This is a genomic window from Paracoccus sp. (in: a-proteobacteria) (assembly GCF_047973135.1).
Taxonomy (GTDB): domain Bacteria; phylum Pseudomonadota; class Alphaproteobacteria; order Rhodobacterales; family Rhodobacteraceae; genus Paracoccus.
This window is the reverse complement of record NZ_JBKEBL010000231.1, coordinates 1-2,796: the sequence shown is the minus strand read 5'-3', so window position 1 is coordinate 2,796 and position 2,796 is coordinate 1. Positions and strand designations below refer to the sequence as shown.

Here is a 2,796-nt window from a genome sequence, read left to right as displayed (position 1 = left end):
GCGACCATGATCGCGGAAACCGGAGCGACCGGGCCATGGGCCGGGTTCAACTGCATGCTGGCTGCCGGGATGCTGCGCGAGGCGGCGGCGATGACCACGCAGATCTCGGGCGAGGTGATCCCCTCGAACCAGCCCGGCACGCTGGCCCTGTCGCAGCGCCGGCCGCTGGGGGTCTGCCTAGGTATTGCGCCCTGGAACGCGCCGGTGATCCTTGGCACGCGTGCCGTTGCCATGCCCATCGCCTGCGGCAACACGGCGATCCTGAAAGCCTCGGAACTGTGCCCCGCGACGCATCTGGCCATTGGCGAGGCCTTCCGCGCGGCGGGCTTTCCCGATGGCGTGATGAATGTCGTTACCAATGCCCCCGAGGATGCCGCCGAGGTTGTCGATGCGCTGATCGCCGCGCCCGAGGTGCGGCATGTGAATTTCACCGGCTCGACCGCAGTGGGCCGGATCATCGCGCAAAAAGCCGCAGCCGGGCTGAAGCCGGTGCTGCTGGAACTGGGCGGCAAGGCACCGATGATCGTGCTGGACGATGCCGATATTGGCGCGGCGGTGAATGGTGCGGCTTTCGGGGCTTTCATGAATCAGGGCCAGATTTGCATGTCAACCGAGCGGATCATCGTGCAAGAAGGCATCGCCGACGCTTTTGTCTCTGCCCTTGCCGCCAAGGCCGCGGCCCTTCCGGCGGGCGATCCGCGCGGGCAGGTGGTGCTGGGCGCGCTGGTCACGCCCGCAGCGGCGGAAAAGATGGACCGGATCATCGCCGACGCGACCGCCAAGGGCGGCAGGATCGTTGCCGGGGGCACGCGCGAAGGCACCATCATGCAGGCGACGCTGATCGACAATGTCACCGCCGACATGACCATCTATGCCGAGGAAAGCTTTGGCCCGGTCAAGCCGATCATCCGCGTCACGGACGATGCCGAGGCGATTCGGGTGGCCAACGATACCGCCTATGGCCTGTCGGCGGCGGTTTATGGCAGCGACGTCACCCGCGCCCTGCGGGTGGCCGACCAGATCGACAGCGGCATCTGCCATATCAACGGCCCGACCGTGGGCGACGAGGCGCAGATGCCCTTTGGCGGGGTCAAGGATTCGGGTTATGGCCGGTTCGGTGGCAAGGCGGCGGTTGACGCCTTCACCACGTTGCGCTGGCTGACGATCGAGGATCCGCACCAGCATTTCCCGTTTTAGGCGGATTTCGCCGCTGCGGAAAAAGGGCTGCGGCGCGTTGTCGCGATTTCGTACTGGTTTGCTCGGCGGCTGGCTGCTGGCGGGCTTGACCGGTCCGGCAGGGGCATGGCAGATCCCTGAGCGCGCTTAAGCGCATTTTAGGAATTTTCAGATTTTATGTCAGAAAAATGCCTGCATGATGCGGGCAATGAACGCTATTTGAATACCGGAGGACCAACATGTCCAAAGCCAACAAGAACGAACGTTATTTTGTCAGCCTCGTCAATCAGTCGCGCGCCGAACGCGGACTGTCCACCCTTCAGATCGAAAAGTCGCTGAACGATTCATCGGATGCGCATAGCCTCTGGATGCTGGATGCCGACGTCTTTTCGCATACCGGTGTCAACGGATCCTCGTCCAAGGACAGGATGGTCACTGCAGGGCTGGATTTGCAGGGTAACTGGGGAACGGCGGAAAATATCGGTTATATCGGCGTATCGGGCCAAAACGGCCTGCGCGACGAGATCGGGGAACTGCACCAGATGCTGCTGAACAGTCCGGGCCACGCCGCCAATATCTACAACCCGGATTTTTCCCTGATCGGGATCGGCCTCAAGGTCGGCAAGCTGAATGTGGACGGGCGCGATTTCAAGGTATTGATGGCGACCCAGAATTTCGCCGTGACCGATGGCAAGGTGCAGATTGACGGAAAGCGGCAATTCTCGTCCGACGACCGGCCCGCACCCGAACCCGCGCCCAAGGGGCCTGATCGCGACGAATGGCGTCAGGGTTTCGATGGCGAGGAACGGCGGCATTCGGGCAATGGCACGGATCGCAATGACGATTTTCAACTGGGCCGGGGCGCGGACAGGGCGCAGGGGCTGGCTGGCGATGACTGGTGCGAGGGCGGCGGCGGAAATGACAGCCTGTCGGGCGATGACGGCAACGATGTGCTGATGGGGCAGCGCGGGGCCGACCGGCTGACCGGCGGCAATGGCAGTGATTCGCTGATGGGCGGCGGTGGCCGGGACCGGCTGCTGGGCGGGCAGGGCAATGATCTGCTGGAAGGCGGAGCCGGCAATGACGGGCTTTCCGGGCATCGCGGCAACGACACGCTGCGCGGGCAGGACGGCGCGGATATGCTGAAAGGGCAGGCCGGAAAGGACTGGCTGTCAGGCGGCGACGGCAACGATTCGCTGAACGGGGGTTCCCATGCCGACACGCTGGACGGGGGCGCGGGCAACGACATTCTGGCGGGTGGCGGTGGCGCGGATGTTTTCCTGTTCGAGGAAGGCTGCGGTGCCGACACGATTCGCGGCTATCAGGCTGGGACCGACAAGATTCATCTGGACGGGCTGATCGACGATCCCTCGGACGTGCAGCTTTTCATCGACACCAACATGCGCCAGACCGAACGCGGCGTGATCATCGATTTCGGCGACGGGGACAGCCTGTTCCTTGCCGGGCGCGACCTGACCTCGGAAAGCATCGCGTCGGATATTGTGCTGGTCTGACGTCGTCCGGCGGTCAGATCGAAAACGACGTCCCGCAGCCGCAGCTTGAGGTGGCGTTGGGATTGTCGATCACGAAACGGGCGCCGATCAGTTCATCGGCAAAGTC

At 63.7% G+C, this 2,796-nt stretch carries 3 protein-coding genes; 2 read left to right on the top strand and 1 reads right to left on the bottom strand.

Features of this window, described 5'->3' with window-relative positions; genetic code table 11:
• Window positions 1-1,197 (top strand): aldehyde dehydrogenase (locus ACK5L9_RS17055; protein ID WP_416912649.1); only part of this gene is annotated, 1,197 nt, incomplete at its 5' end.
• A gap of 218 nt (window positions 1,198-1,415) precedes the next feature.
• Window positions 1,416-2,690, top strand: coding sequence for a CAP domain-containing protein (locus ACK5L9_RS17050; RefSeq protein WP_416912648.1), 1,275 nt, complete (start codon window positions 1,416-1,418; stop codon window positions 2,688-2,690).
• A gap of 13 nt (window positions 2,691-2,703) precedes the next feature.
• On the opposite strand, the gene ACK5L9_RS17045 is transcribed toward ACK5L9_RS17050, so the two are convergent.
• Window positions 2,704-2,796: HesB/IscA family protein (locus ACK5L9_RS17045; protein ID WP_416912650.1), on the bottom strand; the 93-nt coding region annotated here is incomplete at its 5' end.